This is a genomic window from Paraburkholderia sp. BCC1885 (assembly GCF_900996235.1).
Classification (GTDB): Bacteria; Pseudomonadota; Gammaproteobacteria; order Burkholderiales; family Burkholderiaceae; genus Paraburkholderia.
On the sequence record NZ_CAAJGM010000144.1, the window covers coordinates 86,962 to 106,467 of the forward strand.

Here is a 19,506-nt window from a genome sequence, read left to right on the forward strand (position 1 = left end):
GCTGACCGCGGGTCCTGGCAAAGCACGCTACAACACCCATCCGCCGATGCGTTCAGTGAATGTGATATCCGCCGTTCACATCGAGTACGACACCTGTCACATAGGCCGACAGATCGGAAGCGAGGAACAGGCACACGTTCGCCACGTCCTGCGCGGTGCCCAGGCGCCCGAGCGGCGTGCCGGCCGCCACGGCCGCCTTGCCTTCATCGGTGATCTTGCCGATCAGCAGATCCGTATCGATCAGGCCTGGCGCAATCGCGTTGGCGCGAATGCCGTCCGGCGCAAGCTCGCGCGCCATCGACCTGGCGAGCGCCTGCACCGCGCCCTTCGCCGCGGCATAGTGCGGACCGCCCAGCACGCCGCCGCCGCGCTGCGCAGCGAGCGACCCCATACAGACGATCGCGCCGCTGCGGCGGCCGCGAAAATGCGGCGTGATTGCCCGCGACATGTTGAACGTGCCGCGCAGACTGACGTCGAGCACCAGTTCGTAGTCGTCCATCGTGCTGTCCATCAGGCGATGCGCCTGGCTGACGCCCGCGTTATTCACGAGGATGTCGACTGCGCCGAACGTCTCGACGACGTCCTTCACTACCTGTTCGCAGCGCCGCGCATCGCGCACGTCGCACGCAAAGCCAAGATGCTGGTCGCCGATCGCCGCAGCTGCCGCGCGCGCATCTTCCTCGCGCAGATCGAGCAACGCAACCCGCGCGCCGTGCTGCGCGAACAGTCGCGCAGTGGCCCAGCCGATGCCCTTCTTCGATGCACACCCCGTCACGATTGCTGTCTTGCCGTCCAGTAACATCGCCTCGTCTCCTGCTTGTGATGGTTATGAATCCCGCGAACGGCTAGGCGATCAGCACGACCGAGCCAAGCGTGCGGCCCGCGACAATGTCGCGATGCGCCTGTGCCGCGTTGCGCAGCGGGTAGCTGTTGCCGACCTTCACCTTCAGCACGCCGTCGCGAACAAGACCGAACAACGCGGCCGCGCCGGCGCGGAAATCGGCCGCGTCCGCCGTGTATTGCGTCACCGTGGGCCGCGTGATGAACAGCGAACCCTTGCTGCGCAAATGCATCAGCGAGACTGGACCCGGATCGCCCGACGGCCAGCCGAACGAGACGATCAGTCCGAAGCGCCGCGCGCTGTCCAGCGATCCTTCGAAGGTGGCGCGCCCGATGCTTTCGTAGACGACCGCCACGCCCTTGCCGCCGGTCACGTCCTTTACCTTGGCGACGAAGTCCTGTTCCGGGATCACCACCACGTGCTTCGCGCCGAATTCGCGCGCCGCGTCCGCTTTCGGCTGGGTGTCGACCGTGCCGATCACGGTCGCGCCCAGATGCGTGAGCCATTGCGTGAGCATCAGGCCGACACCGCCCGCTGCCGCATGCACGAGCACCGCGTCGCCGCGTTCGATCGGACGCAGCCGTGTCGACAGGTACCACGCGGTCAGGCCACGAAACAGCGCGCCGGCCGCGAGATCCGGCGCAAGCGTCTGATCGGGCAGCGCAACTACGCGCTCCGCCGGCACGACCCGTTCCTCGGCATAACTGCCGGGGGTGAAATACATGTAGGCGACCCGCTCGCCCTGCTTGATGTGCTGTACGTTCGCGCCAACTTCGCTTGCCTTGCCTACCGCCGCAAAGCCGATGCCGGTGGGCAGCGTGGCCGGCATCTCGCCGGCGCGAATCTGCGTGTCGATGTAGTCGACGCCGATCGCCTCATGCTGCACCCGCACTTCGTCCGGGCCGACCGGTTGGGCCGCCTGCTCGACCCATTGCATGACCTCCGGTCCTCCGGTTTGCTCGACAACGAGACGTCCTGTAGTTCTGCTCATCAATTCGCTCCAGACAGACTAGCCCGCTTGTTACCTGGCCAGTCGGGTTGATCGTTCGGATTCACTGGGCCGTCCAGCCGCCATCCACCAGCAACGACGTGCCGGTCACCATCGCGGCCGCGGGCGAACACAGATAAACAGCCGCCGCCGCGATGTCGCGCACGTCCGCCATGTGACCGAGCGGGATCTTCGATACGAGGAAGTCGTACTTCTCCTCGGTATCGACGATGCTGCGCACCAGCGTCGTGTCGACGAAAGTCGGCGCAATGCAGTTCACGCGGATACGTTGCGGCGCCAGTTCGACCGCCATGGCTTTGGTGAGCCCTTCCACCGCATGCTTGGTCATGCAGTACACGGTGCGGTTCGGCGAGCCGATATGTCCCATCTGCGACGAGATGTTGACGACTGCCCCACCGCGCGCCGCACGTTCCGGATCGGCAAGCATCTTGCGCACCGCCGCCTGTGCAACCACGAAGTACGCCCGCACGTTCAGATCGAGCACGCTGTCGAGATGGGCGTCCGATACCTCGACGAACGGCTCGGGAATATTGGTTCCCGCGTTGTTGACGAGCACATCGAGCCTCTCCAGTCCGTCGATCAAGGCCCGCATGGCCGTACTATCGGTCACGTCGCACACGGCGACGCGCGCATGGCCGCCGCGCCGCTCGATCTGCGCGGCCACCGCTTCCAGTTCGGTGCGCGTGCGCGACACCAGCACGACCTGCGCACCGGCATCGGCAAGCGCGCGCGCAATGGCCGCGCCGATTCCCCGGCCCGCGCCCGTGACGAGCGCAATCTGGTTGTCGATGCGAAACGGCAGCGTGGGTTCAAGGTCGCCGCTAGCGGAATTCGGGGCGCTGGTCGGAAACATGGTGGATATCGGCTCGCAGTTAAAGGGGTGAATGGGCGTCGGTTGCGTGTTTAGCGAATCACGAACGGATCGGGCGTTTCCTGAGCAGTGCTAATCCAGACGCTCTTGGTCTGCAGATACTCGCGGATCGCGTCGATGCCGTTCTCGCGGCCCAACCCCGAGCGCTTGTATCCGCCAAACGGCGACATGTAGCTGACCGCCCGATACATGTTGACCCATACGATGCCCACTTTCAGCCGCTTCGGCAGTTCCAGTGCGCGCCGCAGATCGCTGGTCCACACACCTGCGGCGAGGCCGTACAGGCTGTCGTTGGCGATCTCGACCGCTTCGTCGTCGTCGCGAAAGCGGATGCAGCTCAGCACCGGGCCGAACACTTCTTCCTGGGCGATGCGCATGCCGTTGCGCACGTCGGCAAAAATCGTCGGCTCGACGAACTGGCCCGCGCCGCATTCGGGGCGCTGCGCGGGAGAGCCGCCCAACACGCAGCGTGCGCCTTCGCTTTTGGCGATTTCGATGTACTTGAGGATCTTTTCGTATTGCGGCGGCGTGGTCACCGGACCGACCTGGGTCGTGGTCTCTTGAGGGTCGCCCATGCGCGCGGTGCGGGCGAACGCCACCAGCCGCTCGACGAACTCGTCATAGATGCTCTCGTGCACCAGCACGCGCGAGCCTGCCACACAGGTCTGCCCGGTCGCGGCGAAAATTCCGGAGATCGCGCCCTTCACCGCATTGTCGAGATTCGCGTCAGCAAACACGATGTTGGCGGACTTGCCACCCAGTTCGAGTGTGACGTGCTTGAAGTCGCGCGCGGCCGCCTCGTAGATTTTCTGGCCGCCGGTCTCGCTACCGGTGAAGCCGATTTTCGCGACCCGGCGGTCCTCGACCAGCGGCGCGCCCACTTCGCCGCCATAGCCGGTCACGACGTTAAGCACGCCCGGCGGAAAGCCGGCTTCCTCGAAGAGCTTTGCAAGTTCGAGTGCGGACGCCGAGGTGAACTCCGAGGGCTTCAGCACAAACGTGTTACCCGCTGCCAGCCCCGGCGCCAGCTTGTTGACTGCGAGCAGCAGCGGCGAATTCCACGCGGTGATCGCCACGCACACGCCGAGCGGTTCGTGGCAGGTGTAGTTGAAAGTATCGGCCTTGTCGATCGGCAGCACGGCGCCTTCGATCTTGTCCGCGAGACCTGCGAAATAGCGGAAGTATTCGGGCAGGTAGGCGACCTGCGCGCGCATTTCGTTGATCAGCTTGCCGTTGTCGCGCACTTCGATCCGCGCGAGGCGTTCGGCGTCGCGTGCAATCAGATCCGCGAGGCGGTGCAGCAGCAAACCGCGCGCGCTCGCCTTCAGCTTTGGCCATGCGCCGCCGTTGAACGCCCGGCTGGCTGCGTCGACCGCGCGCGCCGCATCGAGCTTGCCGGCGCGCGGCAGCACGGCCCACGGCTTCTGCGCATAGGGATCGATGGTTTCGAACGTCGCGCCGTCGGCGGCTTCGACCCATTCGCCGCCGATATACATCCGGTACTGCTGCAAGTCGCTATTCATCGTGGTACTGCTCCCGTTGGATCAACCGTTCAGATCACGCCCGCATCGGTCAACGCGCGCAGGTCCGCCTCGTCGAGCCCGAGCCAGCTCGCGTAGACCTCGCTGTTGTCGGCGCCCAGCGCGCGGCCCGCGTGGCGAAACTGCGCCGGCGTCGCGGACATTTTCGGCACCGAAGCCGGCACCACCAGCTTGCCGACGCGTGGATCGTCGATGTGCAAAAGATTGCCGCGCGCCTCGTATTGCGGGTCTTCGAATATCTCGCGAATCGAATAGATCTGCGCACAGGGCACGCCGCCTTCGCGCGTCAACTCAAGCACGTCAGGCAAGTTGCGACTACCGACCCAGTCGGCCACCAGCGCGTTCACCTGAGCACGGTTGGCGACGCGAATCGCGCTGGTGCGAAACTGCTCGACGAGTTCCGGCTGCCCGATGACGACCGCGAGGCGCTCGAACATCTTGTCGTTGGTGCAGGCGAGCGCCACCCACTCGCCGCTTGCGGTCCGGTAATGGCTATGCGGCACGACGTTGACGGTGTCGGCGCCCATGCGCTCGCGCACGCTGCCGTACTTGGCATAGGCCGGAGCAATTTCATCCAGCAGACGAAACACCGACTCGTACAGGCCAATGTCGATGAACTGGCCGCGCCCACTCGTCGTGCGGGCCTGCACCGCGGTCAGCACGCCAATGGCGCCCCACATGCCCGAGATATAGTCGGCCATCGAGGTGGAGCCCGGCACGACCGGCGGGCCGTCGCGTTCGCCGGCCAGCCATGACAGTCCGGCGAATGCGTGTGCGATGCGGGCAAAGCCGGGCTCCTCACGCTTCGGTCCGGTCTGCCCGTAGGCGCTGATCCGCAGCATGATGAGACGCGGGTTGATTTCGCTTAACGCCTCGAAACCGAGTCCCCAGCGCTCAAGCGTGCCGGGCCGGAAGTTTTCGAGCACGACGTCGGACTGCGCGACCAGCTTGCGAAACACCTCGGCGCCGGCGGGCTTGCGCAAATCGAGGGTGACGGTCTTCTTGTTGCGCGATTCGCTCAGCCACACGAGGCTGTCGCCACATTCGGTCACGGTGCCGAACTGGCGCAGCGAATCGCCGGTTTTAGGCTGTTCGATCTTGATGACCTCGGCGCCGAAGTCCGCGAGAATGGTGCCGCAGAACGGCGCGGCAACGAACGTCGCGATGTCGAGCACCTTGAGACCCGCGAGCGCGCCAGGCTTCAGATCGTTCAGCACGCTCCCTGCTTCAGCCGATGTTTCCAATGCCATCGTCGATTCCTGTTCGTTGTCCGCGTCGCGCCGGGGGCGCCTTCGATGAAGCAAACTTTACGATTCAGGATTGGAACCAACAAACGCATTTATCTTTTGAATTATGCGATCTGTCCGCACAATCAAAGCGGCAGCAGTTGGGGAGAAACCCCAGGTAGCCGCCCGCCGCAAGGCTTGGCGACGGCCTCACATGGCGCGATGCTGACGCGCGTCTGTCAATCCGGACAGCATGAGCCATCGTCGATATGCATGCGCCTAGCGGCTCACCAGGGAAAATCATTAGGCATGCCGATGAAGCGGACAAACCGCACGATCGAGCCTATTATCCGATTCAATCGATGACTCCCGAGCTCCAGCATGACGCCCTCAGCCCGATCGCCTGGCAACATCAATCTGAAGCTGCTGCAAACCTTCCTCCTGGTCGCCGAGCACGGTAGCTTCCGGATTGCCGCCGAGAAGTCGTTCAAATCGCAGTCCGCGATCAGTTCGCAGATACGGCAACTCGAATTGCAGCTGGGCGTCGACCTGTTTCACCGCACCACCCGCAGCGTGCGGCTCACCGACGAAGGCACCGAACTGCTGGAATGCGCGCGGCGCGCCCTGCTCGAAGTCGAGTCGGGACTGCGGCGCATACACGAACTCGCGGACATCCGGCGCGGCCGCGTCTCGCTCTCGTGCTCGCCGACCATCGCGGAAACGCGGCTTGCCGCGGTGCTGGCGGAGTTCGAGCGCGAATATCCGGGCGTCGACGTCTTCGTGCAGGAGGTTACCTCCGAGGCGCTGTTCGACAGCATCAGCAAACGCGAGGTGGATTTTGGCGTGGGGCCAGTGGTCAATCATGCGGAATTCCGCTTCGAGCCCATCCTGACCGATCCTTTCTACGCCATCGTGCCCAAACGCTTCATTACGACGAGCCGCAAGACCATCGACCTCGCCACGCTCACCAACATGCCGCTGCTCGTGCTCAATCGCGCTACTGCGCTGCGCGCGATGCTGGAGGAAGTCATGAACCAGCAGCATCTGTCGTATACGACGCGTTATCAGTTCGCCCAGGCACAGACGCTGATCTCGATGGCGAATGCGGGTCTCGGCGCGGCGATCCTGCCGGAGATCGCGCTGCCGCCGCGCATCGATCCCTCGACGTGGGTACTACGCATCGTCAACCCGCCCCTCTCCAGGCAGATTGCCATCATCACCATGCGCGGCCAGAACCTCTCGCCGGCTTCGACACGGCTCGTGCAACTGCTCAAGCAATTGATCGGCGGCCCCGTCAACAACCGGCCCGCGCTCGCGCACGACTGATTAAGCTGACAATCCGCATAATCGACGCAATAACGTCAATTGTCAGCGGGATGGCACAGCCGTTAAAGTGGGCCGGCAGACATCTTCCGTCCCCAGGGCCATTCGACGACATGACGAGCAAAGGCACCTCAACCGCGAAGCATCGCGCCGGCCGCTTCTTCGAGGATTTCCGTCTCGGCCAGGTTATCCGGCACGGCACGCCGCGCACCATCACCGATGGCGACGCCGCCGTCTACACAGCGCTCACGGGCAGCCGCCACGTGACTCATTCGTCGGCGGTGGTGGCGCGCGAACTGGGCTTCGAAAGCCGGCCTATCGACGATCTGTTGCTCTTCAACATGGCTTTCGGCAAAACGGTGCCGGATATTTCGCTTAACGCGATCGCCAATCTTGGCTATGCGGAAGCGCGTTTTTTGAACCCGGTGTTCGCCGGCAATACGCTGCATTGCGAGAGCGTCGTGATCGGCCTGCGGGAAAATTCGAACGGCCGCAGCGGCATCGTTTACGTGCGCTCGACCTGTTATCGCGAAGACAGCCACGCGGTGCTCAGCTGGGTGCGCTGGGTGATGGTGCATAAAGCGGTCCATAAAACGGCGCAAAAAACGGCGCACGCGGCGGATTCCACCACCAGCGCCCGCGATCAGCACGTGCCCGACCTGCTCGATCATATTGCGCCGAACCTGCTGGTAGCGTGCGCGCGCCTGCTCTCGGCGGAAGCGCTCGAGAACCTGCGTGAAGCAACCGGTTCCGCCGACGTTTGGGACGACTACGCAATCGGCGAACGAATCGATCACCCCAGCGGCGCCACCATCGAAGAAGCCGAGCATATGATGGCCACGCGCCTCTATCAGAACAATGCGCGGCCGCACTTCGACGCGCTGGCGATGCAGCACACGCCAACCGGGCGGCGTCTCGTGTATGGCGGCCATACGATGTCGGTGTGCCGTTCGCTCGCCTACGACGGCCTCGAAAACGTCCTCGGCGTGCTGGCGATCAATGGCGGCACGCACGTCGCGCCCACGGTCGGCGGCGACACGCTTTACGCGTATTCAGAAGTGCTCGACAAATGGAAATTGCCGGGCCGCGCCGACGTCGGCGCCTTGCGGCTGCGGCTGGTCGGCCTGAAGAATCTCGCGCCCACTGAAGTTCCCGGCGCCAGGACCCGTCACGAGGACGGCACGACAGGCTGGCATCCGGCGGTGGTGCTCGATCTCGACTACACGGTGGCGATGCCGCGCCGGCCGAACGGACGGACGCGCGCCGAATGAGCCGCAGGGTGGGCGGCTACAGGGCTATAGGGCTACAGCGCTATCTATAAGGCTATTGAACCGTCCACCCGCCATCTACCGGCATCGCGGCGCCGCGAATCTGGCCGGCCGGCTCCGAACACAGGAACACCACCAGCGCGCCGATCTGCTCCGCGGTCTGGAACTGACCGGTGGGGATCTTCTCGGCAATCATCAGCGCCTGCGCCTCGTCCTTTGTGATGCCGTCGCGTTCAGCCCAGTCGTCGATCTGCTTTTGCACGAGCGGCGTCAGGATCATCCCCGGGCAGATGGCATTGCACGTCACGCCGCTTTTGGCGGTCTCCAGCGCCACGACTTTCGTCAGACCGATCACGCCGTGTTTCGCCGCCACGTAGGCCGATTTCGTCACCGACGCAACCAGCGCGTGCGCGGACGCGATGTTGACGATGCGCCCCCAGTCGCGCGCGCGCATTTGCGGCAACACGGCCTTGATCGCGTGAAAGTTCGCCGACAGATTGGTGGCGATAATCGCGTCCCAGCGCTCTTGCGGAAATTCGTCGATGGGACAGGTGTACTGGATGCCTGCATTGTTGACGAGAATGTCGACGGCGCCGAGTTCGTTCGTGCATTGCTCGACCATCGCGCGTACTTGCGCCGGGTCGGTCACGTCGGCGGCGCTATGCACGACGCGCCGGCCCGAACGTTCCGCGAGGTCGCGGCACTGCGCGGCGACTTTCGCCGCATCGCCAAAGCCGTGGATCATCAGGTCCGCGCCCGCTTCGGCGAGACAGGCGGCAATGCCGAGGCCAATGCCGCTGGTCGAGCCCGTCACGAGCGCGACCTTGTTGTTCAGCGTATTCATGAGGTTTCCCGTTGGACGTAGCCGCTAATTCAGGCCGCCACCCGGGCGCGCGCGGTCTTGCTCGCCTCCACCAGCGTCTGCAGCCGCTCGACGAAGAACGGCGCCGGCCGCAGGATGCGCGACTGCTGGTCGACGATCAGCGGCATCAGTTTCTTCAGATAGTCCTGCCAGTCGGGGTCGGCCACCATCTGCTCGCGCAGCTTGACGCGCTGGTTGATGTCGTCGAATGCCCAGAGATGGACGATCAGATTCAGCGTGCCGATCTCCGACGAGTAATAGCCGACCATATACGGCAAGTGCCGTGCCTGGATCGCCATGCCCTCTTCCTCGTACAGTTTCAGAAAGTCCGGCGCCTTGCCGGGTACAAGGGTATAGATACGCTCTTCCACGAACATGATCTGCTCTCCTAAATGGTGTGAATGTCCGTTTTCCGAAAACGACGCCGCGTACCGCGGCGGCGCCGGCTAGCCGTGCGCGTCCTCCAGAATCATCTGCGACGCTTTTTCCGCAATCATGATGGTCGGCGCATTGGTGTTGCCCGAGGTAATGGCCGGCATCACCGACGCATCCACCACCCGCAGCCGCTCGATGCCATGTACCCGTAAGCGCTCGTCCACCACCGACATGCCGTCGCGCCCCATCTTGCAGCTACCCACCGGGTGATACATCGGCTGGGCATTCGCGCGTAGATACGCCAGCAGCTCGTCGTCCGAATCCACGCCGCCGCCCGGCACGGTTTCCTTCACGACGTGCTCGACGAACGGCGACGCGGCAAACATCCGCCGCATCCAGCGCACGCCGGACATCAGCACGCGGCAGTCCTCGCTGTCGGTCAGATAGTTGAAGAGGATTTGCGGCGGCGCGAACGGATCGGCGGCGGCGAGCGACAGCCTGCCGCGCGACTTCGGCCGGCTTTGGCTGCACGAGGCAGTCACGGCCGGAACATTTTCCGCGGTGATGCGGCCGTCCTTGCGCACGAGAATGCTGAACGGCCGGAATTGCAGTTGCAGATCGGGCCGCGTCAGACCGGGACGCGAGCGCAGATACGCGCCGACCTGGGCAGCCGCGCTGGTCAGCAAGCCGCTGCGGGTCAAGACATAGCGCAGCACATGCGGCAGCACGCGCAGATTCGACGAGATCTTGCGGTTGATGGAGAACTCCGGCGAAACCTCCGCGAGATAATGCACGTAGGTGTGATCGTGCAGATTCTCGCCGACACCCGCCAGATCGTGCACGACATCGATCCCGAACCCGCGCAGTTGCTGCGCCGGACCGATCCCCGACAACATCAGCAGTTGCGGCGAATTGATCGCGCCGCCCGAAAGAATCACTTCGCCCGCCAGCGCGCGCTGTTCGACACCGCCCTGGCGATATACGACGCCCGTCGCGACCCGGCCCTCGGTGAGCACTTTCAGCACATGGGCGTTGACCTGCACGTCGAGATTCGGCCGATGCTTCGCGGGCGTGAGGAACGCGCTGGAGGCGGATTCACGCACCCCCTGGCGCAGATTCAGTTGCAGAAAACCGATGCCCTCGTGCGTCGCGCCGCCGAAATCCGTATTCAACGGCACGCCGATCCGCTGGCCCGCTTCCACAAATGCCCGCGATGCAATATGCGGCGCTTTCAGATTCTCGACACTCAGTTCGCCGTCGGCGCCGTGATACGCGGTACTGCCGCCCTCGTAGCATTCGCTGCGGCGATAGAACGGCAGCACGTCGTCCCAGCCCCAGCCCGCGTTGCCCAGTTCGCGCCAATGGTTGTAGTCGTCGGGATGGCCGCGCATATAAACGAGGCCATTGATCGAACTCGACCCGCCGAGCGTCTTGCCGCGCGGGCAGGCCAGCATGCGGCCGTTCAGGCCCGGCTCGCTGCTGGTGGTATAGCGCCAGTTCACGCCGGGGTCGGAAATGAGGCGGGTCATGCCGGCCGGAATCCTGATCCACAGTTTGCTGTCGGGCGGCCCCGCCTCGAGCAGCAGCACACGGGTGCGCGCATCGGCTGACAGGCGGTTCGCCAGCACACAGCCCGCCGATCCCGCACCCACGATGATGTAATCGTATTGCTTCGTGTCCATCTGCTGTGTCTCGCTCCTTATGGCACGCCACGCTTCGGGCTGCTTCATGTTGTGACGTTACTTTACGGTCGTCGCCTCGACCTGACCAGCGCAATAATGTGAGCCATTCTGCAATCTGGCCGATCAATCGCCGCTGCACCCGTTGCGTGCGTTCATCGTGCCGCACATTGCGCGGCTCATTGCGCTGCTTATTACGCGGCTCATTGCACGATTCATTGCGCGGTCCAGCCGCCGTCCACGCGCATACAGGTGCCGGTCGTCATCGCCGCTGCGGGAGAGGCCAGATAGAGCGCCGCGCCCGCAACGTCCTCGATCTGGCCGAGACGGCCTAACGGAATCCTTGCAACCATCTCGCGCTGCTTCGCGGGTGTATCGACGATGCGGCGAATCAGCGGTGTATCGATGAAGGTGGGTGCAATGCTGTTCACGCGAATGCGCTGCGGCGCCAGCTCCACCGCCATGGCTTTCGTGAGCCCTTCTATCGCGTGCTTGGTCATGCAGTACGGGCTGCGCTGCGGCGCGCCCACGTGTCCCATCTGCGAACTCACGTTGATCACGCATGCGTCGGTCATGCGCGGCCCTTGAGCGAGCATGCGTTTCACGGCGGCCTGCGCCACCACGAAATACGAGCGCACGTTGAGCCGCAGCATCAGGTCGAGCTCGTCGTCGGACACCTCGACAAAGGGACCTGGGAAATTGGTCCCCGCGTTGTTGACCACGATATCGAGCCCGTCGAGACCATCGATCAGCGTGCGCATGGCGTGGCTGCACGTGACGTCAGCCGGCGCGACGTTCACGCGGCCCGCGCCGGCTGCGCGCGCATGTCGCGCCATCTCGTCGAGTTTGCCGGCTGTGCGCGCCACCAGCACGAGGTTCGCGCCCACGCCCGCCAATGCCAGCGCAATCGCGGCGCCGATGCCTTCGCTCGCACCCGTCACCAGCGCCGTCCTGCCGCGCAGCATCGTGGATCGTTGAGCCGCGCGCGGCACATCGATTCGTTCTCCTGACATATCGACGTCGTCCTCGCTAATGACCCGTATCGGAGCGCGGCGCGCGCCCCGCCCGCGCAAGAATCCGCTGGGCGCGCGCAATGACGGGGGCATCGACCATCTGTCCGTCCACCATGAATACCCCTTCCCCGCCACGCGCACCGTCGACAACCCGCTCCGCCCACGCGTACTCCGCGTCGTCCGGCGTAAACGCACGATTCACCGCCGGCACCTGCGCCGGGTGAATGCACAGTTTGCCGCCAAAGCCGAGGCGCCGCGCGTAGTCGCTCGCCTGCTGCACGGCATGCAGGTCGCGGAACTCGAGCGACGGGCCGTCGAGCGGCGCGCCGATTCCGGCCACGCGCGAGGCCAGCACAAGCCGCGAGCGAAAGTACAACAGCGCGTCCTCGTTGCCCTGCAGATCGAGGTCGGCAGCCAGATCGACCGGGCCGAACAATAGCCGCGCCACGCCCTGCCATGCGGCAATCCGTTCGACATTCGCGACGCCCGCCGCCGATTCGATCAGCGGCAAAAACGGCTTGCGCTCTCGCAGACAGCTCGCCGCCCGTTCCAGGTCGCGCGGGTCGCCGACTTTCGGCAGCACGACGCCAAGCACGCCTTGCCGGTCGCACAGCGCCATGTCGTCGTCGAACCACGCGCTGCCGGGCGGGTTGACTCGCACCAGGGCGCGCCCGCCCGCGTCCATCCAGCCGCGCACCGCTTCGCGCGCCTGTGCTTTCGCGGCCGGCGCCACGGCATCCTCGAGATCGAGGATCACGCCATCCGCACCGCTGCGCATGGCCTTGTCGAAGCGTTCAGGATGTGTAGCCGGCACGAACAGGCATGAACGCAGGTCGTCTGGATTCATCGTGGCAAAGTTTCAGGAAGTGAGCGTGCGTGGTGGGAGCATGGGGTCAGGGCATCAGCGGCAGGCGGTGGGATCGGCCTGCGGGCCCGCCACCACGTGCGCGTCATGCAACTGCGCACGCGCGGACGCATCGAGGCCGAGCACGTCGGCGAGCACTTCGTCGGTATGTTCACCGAGCAGCCCCGCCGGCTGCTGTGCGGTGCGCGGATGACCTGGCGCGCGCACCGGCGTGCCGGCCGCCCAATGCGTGCCGACGCCCGCCGTGCTCATGCGTTCGTAAAGCGGATTCGCTTCGCCCACCCGGGGATCGTCGGCGAGCAGGTCGCGCACGCTCCGGTAGGGTCCCCAGCACACCCGGCGCGCCTCGAAAAGCGCCGCGATCTCGTCGTATGGACGCGCCGCGAACCACGGCTCGAACACGGCCGCAATCGCCTCGCGTGCGGCATAGCGGTCGGCTTCGCGGGCGAAGTCGGCAGGGATGCCTGCGGCCAGTCGCGCGAGTTCCGGCGCGAGGCCGCATGCGTCGACGAGCGCGCGCCACTGTCCCGCGGAAACGCCGGCGACCATCAACCGGCGGCCGTCGCGCGTGACGAAATCGCGGCCAAATGCGCCATAAATGTGATTGCCGATCGCCTCGCGTTCGCTGCCCAGCACCTCCACTTCGGTCATCACGCCCAGATGCGACAACATCGAAAACGCCACGTCCGACAAGGCGAGCCGCAACTCGCTGCCGGCGCCCGTCTGCCGGCGCGACATCAGCGCGCAGGCGATCGCCATTGCCGCCTGGTAGGCGCAGCAGGCGTCCCATGCAGGAAACGGGTTGTTGACCGGCGTATCGCCTGTCCCGGTGATGAGCGGATAACCGCTTGCGCAATTGACCGTGTAATCGACCGCCGTCGAGCCGTCGAAATTGCCTTCGATCGTGCAGCTGATCATGTCCGCGCGCCGCGCAGCGAGAGTCGCGTGATCGAGCCACGGCACGCCGATGTTGGTCAGCAGCACGCCGCCCTCGGGGCCGGGCGCCGTCGCGAGCCGCTGGACCAGTTCGCGGCCCGCCGGATTGCGCAGATCGACCGCGATCGATTTCTTGCCCTTGTTCAGCCCCGTCCAGTAGAGGCTGCGCCCGGACGGCGCGACCGGCATACGGTTGTAATCGATGCCGCCGCCGATCATGTCGACCCGGATCACTTCCGCGCCAAATTGGGCCAGCGTGAGCCCCGCGAGCGGCGCGGCGATGAACGCCGAGCTCTCGATTACGCGCACGCCGCGCAGAAAATCGTAGCTCACGACGGCTCTCCGAAAGTGGCGTGCGCCTCCATGGTCACATGGCCTTGCGCATCGCGCGTCCAGAGATCCACCGTGCTGCCTTCCGCACGCGGCGCGCCGCATAGCAAAAAAGGCTGCATACCGGTAAGCGGACGGACACCGCGAAACGCGAACGTCGTCATCCGGCGGCGGGTGGTTCGTGCGGCCAGCCGCACGAGCAGCGTCGCGAGCAATGGACCGTGCACGACGAGCCCCGCGTACCCTTCCGTATGCTTCGCATAGTCGAGGTCGTAGTGAATGCGGTGCGCGTTGAAGGTCAAGGCGGAATAGCGGAACAGCAGCACGGGGTCCGGCTGCACACGCTGCTGCCAGCGCGCGTCGTCGCGCGCTGGCTGGCCTGGCGCAGGCGTCTCGTGACCGCCCGCCAACGGGCCGCGATAGACGAGATCCTGCTGTTCGTCGATCAGTCGTTCGGCGCCGCGGCTGTACTGATGCCACAGCGTCACGATCAGCAGCTTGCCCGAGCGGCCATTCGTCTCACGCACGCTCGCCACCGACGAGGTGCGGGTCAGCGTATCGCCGACGCGCAGCGGCGCATGAAACGTCAGGCGGCCGCCGGCCCACATGCGGCGCGGCAGATCGGGCGGCGGAACAAAGATGCCGCGCATGGGATGGCCGTCGGCGCCTAGCTGACTGAGGGGCGCAGGCGTTATGCAGCACATCCAGTGCCAAAGCAGCGGCAGCGGGTCGCCCGTCTCGGGCGCGTCGCCGGATATTTCGCTAACCTGATCGTCCAGCGTCGCAGCCGCGGCCGCTGCGCGGAAGCGATCGAAATAACCGGCCTGCGTTTCGATGCGGTCGGTCCAGTCGTGTGCGGTCTCGGTGGTCATGCCTCGCGTCAGCCAATCTGTCGATGTGCAGACAGGTTAGGGAAACTCGACAGGCCTGACAAACCAAATTATTAGGCAGACTATGCGGATTGATCGATCAATGATCGCGCGAACGCGGCCAAGCTCCGCCAGCCGCGCGTCCGCGGCTCCATGCATCCATAGGTGCCGGTCATGAACCCGGTAGGTGTGCTGATTACCCGCCTGCGCCGTGCAAAACCAGCAGCGTCACGGTTTTTGGCGGCAGCGTCAGGTGCAGTTTGCCGCTCGCATAGTCGGTGTCGTGCTGGCGGGTGATGGCGTTGTCCATGAGTTGCCAGGTCTCGGCCTTACCCTGAGACGCATCGAAATTATTGATCGCAATGGTGGCGTCCGCTGCCTGATCGAGCTGCTTGTTGATCACCACGATGGTCATGACGTGATCGTGGTCCCGCAAGGCCGCGAACGACGACACCTGGTCCGGGTCCGGCTGCGTATCCGCGACGCTGGTGGTGCCGAAGCCCGAGCCCTGACCGTCGTAGTTGCGATAGAGCTTGATCGCCTTGTACACCGGCATGTCCGGATTCAGGACGCCCCAGCGCGTGGCGATATCCAGACCTTCGCGCCCGAAGATGCCCAGCACGTCGGCCTGGGCCGTCGCGCCGTTCATGGTCATGTCGCCGCCCCAGCTATATTCCGTCAACGCGACCGGCGTTCCTGGGTAGTACCAGGTATCCACCCATTGCCGCATTAACGGAATCAACGCGATCACGCTATTGATCCAGGTCGGGTCCTTATAGCTTGTGTCCCACAGATCGCGCGTAGAACGATTGCGGGCAAGTTCGACGGCAGGCGCTTCGGTTGCCGACGCCGCTTCGTTTCCCGTGAATTCGCCGCCTTGCGGATAGAAATGCAGGCTGAAAACATCGACGGGATGGCCGGCCTGCTTCCATTGCGCAAGCAACCAGGGGACGTAATCCATGCCGTGCGTTTCGTTGGCCCGATCCGGTGGAGTACCGGCGCCGTGGGCGGCCAGATACTGCTGATCGAAGCCGCTGTAGCGATACCCTGTCCAGCCCCATTCTTCCGGCGCCACAATCCGCGCTGCCGGGTCGGCTGTCTTCAGGGCGCGCGAATACGCGATCACCTTGCTCGCTATCTCGCCGGCATGCTCGCCAATGGGATGGATATCGCGATGGTCGACGTGCCACAGGCTCGGCTCGTTGTCCATCATGTAGTAATGCGAACCCTCCGGGGCGGCGCGGCCGGGTCCGTGCACGAGTTGATTGATACGCTCCTGCTGGCTCTGTGGATCGTCCAGCATCGATGCATCGTCCGGGTCGTTTTTAATCGGCGTACCGTCCAGTGCGATGCCGTTACCGGCGTCGGGCAGACCGTGGGCATCGACCGCCTGCTGCTTGCCGTACCTGCTGACCGAGAAACTGGCGAGCGGCTTGCCGTTCCTGTCGAGCCGGGCCACCCTGCCGATCATCGGGATGGTCAGCATCGGCGTGGCGTGGGCCTCGCGGGTCGCGTCGATGAATCGTTCGTTATACTGATAGATACCTTTTGGGTCGACCGGCACGCTCTCGAAGAACCAGTCCTGCCCGGTGTTGTGGGCATCGATCCGCCAGTTGTAGGTCGAGGCGGTGTTGCCGCCCGAGCGGTTGATGGGGACGCGCAAATCCCGCAGGATGTCTGCCGTCCCGAAGTTCAGGCCGTAGATGAGCGGGCTGATCGGATGCCGGTTGGCTGCGGCGTTCACGGTAATCGTGACGGGCAGCGGCGCGGCCATCAGCAGATGGGCGCACATGAGCGCGCCCGAGCCGAGCATCGTCGCCAGCAAGGTGCGGCGGTTAAAGCGTGCTGGATTCGACATGCGGCGTCCCTGAATCGGTGGCGCGGGGTTGCGGCACGGCGACCGTATCGTCCACTTCGAGCGGCGATTGCAGATCGCGTTCGTCCAATTCCCAAACAATCAGCCTGGGTGGTGTCTGAGCATAAGCCGGGCTCGCGAAATAGGCGCGCGCCGCGCCGCCGAACTTCGCGCCCTCGCGCGCAAAATTGCCTACCCCTGTTCCGAGCGCCAAGGCCAGTTGCGGCACGAAATCGGACGTCGTCGAATACGAAGTGCCGATCACGGCGATATTGGGCAAATCCGCATCGCCGAACAGATCGTCGGCCGACGATGCCGCCTGCGCCTCGTGGCTGTAGTCGCGGCTCGCGACGATCTCGGGCGTGGGTTGCCAGGTGAGCGGCAAATCATCGAGGCCGGCGAGGCGCACCAGATCGCCGGGGCGGCGCGCGGGCGGCTTGCTGGTGACGCGATAGCCGGGCTTGCTCGAACCCAGCGGGACGCCCATCGCGCGGATGCGTTGCGCCACGGCCTGGGCGGCGGCGCCCGCGCCATCCTGGGTCCAGTGCGTGTCGGTGCGGAAAAAGGCGTCGCCCGGCACGCCGTGCAGCGCCGGACTCAGATCCAGCACCGGCACGCCCGTGCCGCTCAGACGCGAGGTCCAGTCATGGAGGCGCGCGTTCAGCGAAGCGGGTCGATCCAGACTGCAGAGACGTTGCGGCTCGCTGCGCGACTTGTCCGGCACCACCACAACCAGCAAGGCGACACCGTGACCGGCCAGTTCACGCTGCACGGCGGCGACCGTGGCCGCGCGCGTCGCCAGATGACGGTCGCCGTCGGCATAGACGTTCAGTTCGTCGCGCAGGAATAGCCAGCCGGGGCAGCCCTGCCGCACGCGTGGTCCCAGATCGTGCAGCGTCAGCCAGCCGAGCGCGCGTTGCGCGCGCGCCGCGTCGGCGGCAATCGGCATGTCTGCCATGCGGCTCGCGAGTTCCTTCGATACGGTCCCGTCCAGAATGCCCGCCCGGCTCACGGCATGCGGCAGCAGCGACCCGGTCGTGGACGCGAACCAGATATTGCCGATCAGCCCAGCGAACAGGAAGCCCATCAGGATGACGGCGACAACCTTGCCGGCGGGCGTGGCGGGTAATTGAGGTAGCGGCTTGGGATCTTCCATGGGCGTCAGAACTGGAAGTAAAGGAAAGGCACCGCGCCGCGCGCGACGATCAGCCCGAACGACAACAGAAAGCCCGCCAGCGGCCACACCGCCTGCCACAACTGACGCAGGCGCGTGTCGGGAAGACTGTCCCAACGGGACTGCCACAGCGGCAACACCACACAGACGACACCCAGCCCGGCCGCCAGCGCATGCATCGGACGCAGCAGCACGCTTAACGTCTCGCTCAAGCCGATGCCGTTCAGGCCGAACTGGCCGCGATACATCGCCACGGCCGCGTGAAAGCCGAGCGCGCGAAACAGTGTCCACGCAAGCATGACGAAAAGCAGCGTCAATACGTGCGATAACCACGACGGCACGGCCGGCAGCGCGAAACGGCGCCACAGACGCGCCACCATCAGCGCCGCGCCATGCGCGATGCCCCACAACAGGAAGTTCCAGCTATCACCACCATGCCACAGGCCGGCGATGGCCATGGTCAACAGCAGGTTGCGGCAGGCTTTCCACTCGCCGTGACGGTTGCCGCCCAACGGGATGTACAGATAGTCGCGTATCCAGCTCGACAACGACAGATGCCAACGCCGCCAGAAATCCTGGATGCTGCTGGCGAGATACGGATGGTTGAAGTTCTCGGGAAAGCGAAAGCCCAGCATCTGCCCCAGGCCGATCGCCATGGCGCTATAACCCGCGAAATCGAAGAATAGCTGTAGCGTGTAAAAGCCGCAGCCCAGCCAGGCATCGGCCAAAGTGGGCGCGTGCAGCGAGAAGATCGCATCGACCACGGGCGAGAGCGTATCGGCTACCAGCACCTTCATGCTCATGCCCACCATCAGCCGCCGCGCGCCGGCGGTGAAGCCGTCCCAGCCGACCTCGCGCGACACCAGTTCGCGCCTGACCCAGGCGTAGCGAATGATAGGCCCGGCGATCAGGTGTACGAACATTCCCTGATAGGCGCCATAACGGATCATGCTGCGATCGGCCGGCACCGTGCCGCGCTGCACGTCGATCAGATAGGAGATCGATTGCAGCACGATGAACGACAGCCCGATCGGCAGCGCGACATGCCGCCAGGGGATCGGCCCCGCATGACCCAGCGTCAGCACGCTGTCGAGACTTTCGATCACGATGTTGGCGTACTTGTACCAGCACAAGGTCAGGACGTTGACGACGATAAAAAACGCCAGCCATGCGCCGCGCGCGCGCCGCTCCCGCGCCCTGTCGATGACGATGCCGCCGAGCCAGCCCCAGAAGGTCAGCGCGATGAACAGCAGCAGAAACACCGGGCTCCACCAGCCATAGAAAAACCAGCTGCAAAACAGCAGCACGCCATTACGCCAGCGCGCGGGCGACGCGACATAAATCGCGAGGAAGGCCGGCAGAAACAGCGTCAGGAATTCCAGGGACGCGAAAACCATGCATCGTTCTCAGTCGAAAGAGAGGGCTGGGCCGACGCGCCATCGCCAAACACAGCGAACCCTGCGCCGTCT

General features: G+C 64.9%; 17 protein-coding genes. 2 read left to right on the top strand and 15 right to left on the bottom strand.

Going from position 1 to position 19,506, the window contains the following annotated elements; genetic code table 11:
- Positions 1-52: 52 nt before the first annotated feature.
- From FQ755_RS14780 to FQ755_RS14800, 5 genes are all read right to left on the bottom strand, one after another.
- Positions 53-802 carry an SDR family NAD(P)-dependent oxidoreductase gene (locus tag FQ755_RS14780; protein WP_144155361.1) on the bottom strand — a complete coding sequence of 250 codons (750 nt, stop codon included), beginning with the start codon at positions 800-802 and terminating at the stop codon, positions 53-55.
- A gap of 43 nt (positions 803-845) precedes the next feature.
- Entirely contained in the window at positions 846-1,832 is a 987-nt protein-coding gene (locus FQ755_RS14785; protein WP_144155363.1) for a quinone oxidoreductase family protein, read from the bottom strand.
- A 61-nt stretch (positions 1,833-1,893) separates the two neighbouring features.
- Complete coding sequence (locus FQ755_RS14790; RefSeq protein WP_144155365.1) at positions 1,894-2,703, bottom strand: SDR family NAD(P)-dependent oxidoreductase; 810 nt, start codon at positions 2,701-2,703, stop codon at positions 1,894-1,896.
- Between the two features lie 50 nt (positions 2,704-2,753).
- Complete coding sequence (locus FQ755_RS14795) at positions 2,754-4,244, bottom strand: aldehyde dehydrogenase (RefSeq protein ID WP_260858588.1); 1,491 nt, start codon at positions 4,242-4,244, stop codon at positions 2,754-2,756.
- A 29-nt stretch (positions 4,245-4,273) separates the two neighbouring features.
- Positions 4,274-5,506, bottom strand: coding sequence for a CaiB/BaiF CoA transferase family protein (locus tag FQ755_RS14800; protein WP_409937515.1), 1,233 nt, complete (start codon positions 5,504-5,506; stop codon positions 4,274-4,276).
- Between the two features lie 363 nt (positions 5,507-5,869).
- Here FQ755_RS14800 and FQ755_RS14805 point away from each other — a divergent pair, with 363 nt between their 5' ends.
- A complete protein-coding gene (locus tag FQ755_RS14805) occupies positions 5,870-6,814 on the top strand; it encodes a LysR family transcriptional regulator (protein WP_144155370.1) in 945 nt (314 codons plus the stop codon).
- A 110-nt stretch (positions 6,815-6,924) separates the two neighbouring features.
- Positions 6,925-8,082, top strand: coding sequence for a MaoC family dehydratase (locus FQ755_RS14810; RefSeq protein ID WP_144155372.1), 1,158 nt, complete (start codon positions 6,925-6,927; stop codon positions 8,080-8,082).
- Between the two features lie 52 nt (positions 8,083-8,134).
- Here FQ755_RS14810 and FQ755_RS14815 read toward each other — a convergent pair whose 3' ends face one another.
- The 10 genes from FQ755_RS14815 to FQ755_RS14860 all read right to left on the bottom strand — a co-directional run bounded on the left by FQ755_RS14815 (position 8,135) and on the right by FQ755_RS14860 (position 19,434).
- Entirely contained in the window at positions 8,135-8,923 is a 789-nt protein-coding gene (locus tag FQ755_RS14815; RefSeq protein WP_144155374.1) for a 3-hydroxybutyrate dehydrogenase, read from the bottom strand.
- Positions 8,924-8,952: 29 nt separating this feature from the next.
- Entirely contained in the window at positions 8,953-9,318 is a 366-nt protein-coding gene (locus FQ755_RS14820) for an NIPSNAP family protein (protein ID WP_144155376.1), read from the bottom strand.
- 69 nt (positions 9,319-9,387) lie between these two features.
- Positions 9,388-10,998, bottom strand: coding sequence for a GMC family oxidoreductase (locus tag FQ755_RS14825; RefSeq protein ID WP_144155378.1), 1,611 nt, complete (start codon positions 10,996-10,998; stop codon positions 9,388-9,390).
- A 212-nt stretch (positions 10,999-11,210) separates the two neighbouring features.
- The gene (locus tag FQ755_RS14830; protein ID WP_144155380.1) at positions 11,211-12,008 is read right to left on the bottom strand and encodes an SDR family NAD(P)-dependent oxidoreductase; all 798 of its coding nucleotides are present in this window, start codon (positions 12,006-12,008) and stop codon (positions 11,211-11,213) included.
- 16 nt (positions 12,009-12,024) lie between these two features.
- Complete coding sequence (locus tag FQ755_RS14835) at positions 12,025-12,855, bottom strand: HpcH/HpaI aldolase/citrate lyase family protein (protein WP_144155382.1); 831 nt, start codon at positions 12,853-12,855, stop codon at positions 12,025-12,027.
- Between the two features lie 54 nt (positions 12,856-12,909).
- The gene (locus tag FQ755_RS14840) at positions 12,910-14,142 is read right to left on the bottom strand and encodes a CoA transferase (protein ID WP_144155384.1); all 1,233 of its coding nucleotides are present in this window, start codon (positions 14,140-14,142) and stop codon (positions 12,910-12,912) included.
- Positions 14,139-15,011 (bottom strand): MaoC family dehydratase N-terminal domain-containing protein, encoded by an 873-nt coding sequence (locus FQ755_RS14845; RefSeq protein WP_144155386.1) that lies wholly within the window; start codon positions 15,009-15,011, stop codon positions 14,139-14,141. Before FQ755_RS14845 ends, FQ755_RS14840 begins: the two co-directional genes overlap by 4 nt.
- A 193-nt stretch (positions 15,012-15,204) precedes the next feature.
- Positions 15,205-16,866, bottom strand: a complete 1,662-nt coding sequence (locus FQ755_RS14850) for a glycoside hydrolase family 44 protein (RefSeq protein ID WP_144155388.1) — start codon at positions 16,864-16,866, stop codon at positions 15,205-15,207.
- Positions 16,844-18,019, bottom strand: coding sequence for an alginate O-acetyltransferase AlgX-related protein (locus FQ755_RS14855; RefSeq protein WP_144155390.1), 1,176 nt, complete (start codon positions 18,017-18,019; stop codon positions 16,844-16,846). Before FQ755_RS14855 ends, FQ755_RS14850 begins: the two co-directional genes overlap by 23 nt.
- A gap of 5 nt (positions 18,020-18,024) precedes the next feature.
- Positions 18,025-19,434 carry an MBOAT family O-acyltransferase gene (locus FQ755_RS14860; RefSeq protein WP_144155392.1) on the bottom strand — a complete coding sequence of 470 codons (1,410 nt, stop codon included), beginning with the start codon at positions 19,432-19,434 and terminating at the stop codon, positions 18,025-18,027.
- Between the last annotated feature and the right edge of the window lie 72 nt (positions 19,435-19,506).